This is a genomic window from uncultured Alistipes sp. (assembly GCF_902388705.1).
Lineage (GTDB): Bacteria > Bacteroidota > Bacteroidia > Bacteroidales > Rikenellaceae > Alistipes.
Genome location: NZ_CABMQJ010000115.1, coordinates 1 through 2,779, shown reverse-complemented (window position 1 = coordinate 2,779; position 2,779 = coordinate 1). Strand labels below are relative to the sequence as shown.

At 62.2% G+C, this 2,779-nt stretch carries 3 protein-coding genes; all 3 read right to left on the bottom strand.

Going from position 1 to position 2,779, the window contains the following annotated elements:
• Nucleotides 1-1,212, bottom strand: a 1,212-nt coding sequence (gene mutL, locus QZT71_RS12295; RefSeq protein ID WP_295916642.1) for a DNA mismatch repair endonuclease MutL, incomplete at its 3' end; no start/stop codon positions are given.
• Nucleotides 1,213-1,662, bottom strand: a complete 450-nt coding sequence (locus QZT71_RS12290) for a hypothetical protein (RefSeq protein ID WP_295916640.1) — start codon at nt 1,660-1,662, stop codon at nt 1,213-1,215. It lies immediately after the preceding gene.
• Nucleotides 1,663-1,845: 183 nt separating this feature from the next.
• Nucleotides 1,846-2,779: DnaJ C-terminal domain-containing protein (locus QZT71_RS12285; protein WP_295916638.1), on the bottom strand; the 934-nt coding region annotated here is incomplete at its 5' end.

Here is a 2,779-nt window from a genome sequence, read left to right as displayed (position 1 = left end):
GCCACCGGCACTGTCGGACAGGGTCTGTCCGCCGTCGCCGAACGGCACGTCGAAACCTGCGAAATCGACATTCGGGTCGGGAGCCGTCGGGTCGATATACTCCTCGCGAAAAGGATTGTAGTCGCTGTTGGACATGGCGCGCGGCTCGCCGTAGACCGCGCCTTTGGTCAGCACCGGAATCTCCACGGCGCCCTCGCGGTCGAAATCCATCAGCGGCACGGCACCCGTCTTGGCCAGCGTTTCACGCACGGCGGCGTTAATAATCTGCCACACGGCCTCCTCGTCGGCGAATTTCACCTCGGTTTTCTGCGGATGGACGTTCACGTCGATGCGCGACGGGTCGATCGTCAGGTAGAGGAAATACGAAGGCGAACTGCTCTCGGGAATCAGTTTCTCGTAGGCTTTCAGGATGGCGCTCGTGAGGTACGAACTCTTGAAATAGCGGCCGTTGACGAACAGGTACTGTTCGCCGTTGCGCCGTTTGGCGGCGGCGGGACGGCCGATATAGCCCCCGATGCGGGCAATCGAGGTGTCGGCGTCGACCTCCAGCAGGTTCTGCTTGATATGGCGGCCCACCACGTCGACGATACGGCCGGCAAGCGAGGCGGCCGCAAGCGCATAGACCGGGGCGTCGTTGGCGTACAGCTCGAATGCGACCTGCGGATTGCACAGGGCGACGCGCTGGAATTCGGATTTAATCTGGGCTGCCGAGGTCGTGCTCTTGTCCAAAAAACGGCGGCGTGCCGGCACGTTGTAGAAGAGGTTGCGCACGAAGAACTGCGACCCCACGGGACACATCACCGGGGACTGCCCGGCAAACTGGCCGCCGTTGATTTCGGTGCAGGTGCCGACCTCGTCGCCCTCCTGCCGCGTCCGCAGTTCGACCTGCGCCACGGCGGCAATCGAGGCAAGCGCCTCGCCGCGGAAGCCGAACGTATTGAGGGAGTAGATGTCGTCGACGGAGGTGATTTTGCTCGTGGCATGGCGGTCGAAAGCCATGCGCGCATCGATGGGCGACATGCCGCAGCCGTCGTCGACAATCTGTATCAAATCCTTGCCTCCGTCGCGGTAGTTGACTTTGACGGTATGCGCACCGGCGTCGATCGCATTCTCCATCATCTCCTTGACCACCGACGCGGGACGGTTCACGACCTCGCCCGCCGCAATCTGGTTGGCGACCAGGTCGGGTAGTAATCTGATTTTGTCTGCCATTTACTCCTGATAATCGTTGGGAACCACCGTAATCGGCTGCTCCTGCCATTCGACGTCGGAAATTCCCGACTGGTCGAGCCCGCCGCGGCGCTCCGCGGCCGTTTCGGTGCTGACAACCTCGGTCTGCGCCCGTCCGGCGCCGGTCCGCAGGAATACGTCGACCAGCCTGGGGTAAAGGATATAGATGAACAGCAGCACGATCACCGCGCCGGCTGCAATCTTCCAGATATGCATGCGTCCCTTCTGCTCCTCCCGGGAGCGGCGCGCCGACCGGGCGTCGCGCTGCGTGCGGATGTACTGTCCGGGGCGGTATTCACGCTCCGCATCCTCGGCGCGTTCGCCGCGCAACTCGGCACGGCGCTGTTCGCGGGCCTCCTTTTCGGGATCGTAATAGCGCGGTATGTAGTTGAACTTGTTCGCGTGTTTCTTGAACGGGCTGAAACCTAACATGGCGTGTCCTCCTATTTTTTTGTAAAGATACGAATTCTTCGGTAAATTTATTGCCTCCCGGATGATTTTTGCCCGCGCCGCACGCCGGAAACGGCGCACGGTCGCCCCGGTGCGAACGCGGCGGAATGCCGTGAACCACAAGTGGTATCCAGCACTCCGCCGCCTGCAAAGGAGTTCGCTTCCCTACCGGAAGAAACTCTTCATCCGTTCGAAAATATTCTGGTTTTTGACCGACTCGGCTTTCTGGAAACCGGGCTGCTGCGCCAGCTGCTCGACAAGGCGTTTCTCCTCGGCGTTGAGTTTCGACGGAATGGTGATGTCGACCACCACCAGCTCGTCGCCGCGGCCGTAGCCGTTGACGTCGGGCAGTCCCTTGCCGCCCAGGCGCAGCACCTTGCCGGCATGCGTTCCGGGCGCAATCTTGATTTTGGCGCGGCCGTCGACCGTCGGCACCTCGACCGTACCGCCCAGCATAGCCGTCGTAACGGTGATATTGAGGTTGTGAATCAAATCGTTGCCGTCGCGCATCAGTTCGGGATGCGCCTCCTCTTCGATGAGCACCTGCAAATCGCCGTTGACGCCTCCGTGGCGTGCGGCATTGCCCTTGCCCGTGACCGTGAGCACCATGCCCTCGCCCACGCCGGCCGGAATCTTTATCTCCACGACCTCCTGTCCGCGAACGGTGCCCTCGCCCTTGCATTTGTCGCAGGGCGCGGTGATGACCTTGCCCGTGCCGCCGCACGTGGGGCATACGCCCTGCGTCTGCATGCGGCCGAAGAAGGTGTTTTCGACACGCGAGACATAGCCCGTACCGTTGCAGGTCGAGCAGGTAGCATAGGAGTTGCCGTCCTTGGCTCCCGTGCCGCCGCATTTGTCGCAGGCGACGGTCTTGTTGATTTTGAGCTTTTTGGTGACGCCGTTGGCGATTTCCGAGAGGGTCAGGCGCACTTTGATGCGGATGTCCGACCCCCGGTTCACGCGCCGGCCCCCGCCGGACGAAGAGGAGCGGAAACCGCCGCCGAAATGTCCGCCGAAGATGTCGCCGAACTGCGAGAAAATGTCCTCCATCGAAAAGCCGCCGCCGCTGAATCCGCCGAAGCCCCCGGCTCCGCCGCCC

Excerpts from the sequence above, each read along its gene's own strand:
- QZT71_RS12290 (WP_295916640.1), bottom strand. The coding sequence starts at position 1,662 with ATGTTAGGTTTCAGCCCGTTCAAGAAACACGCGAACAAGTTCAACTAC.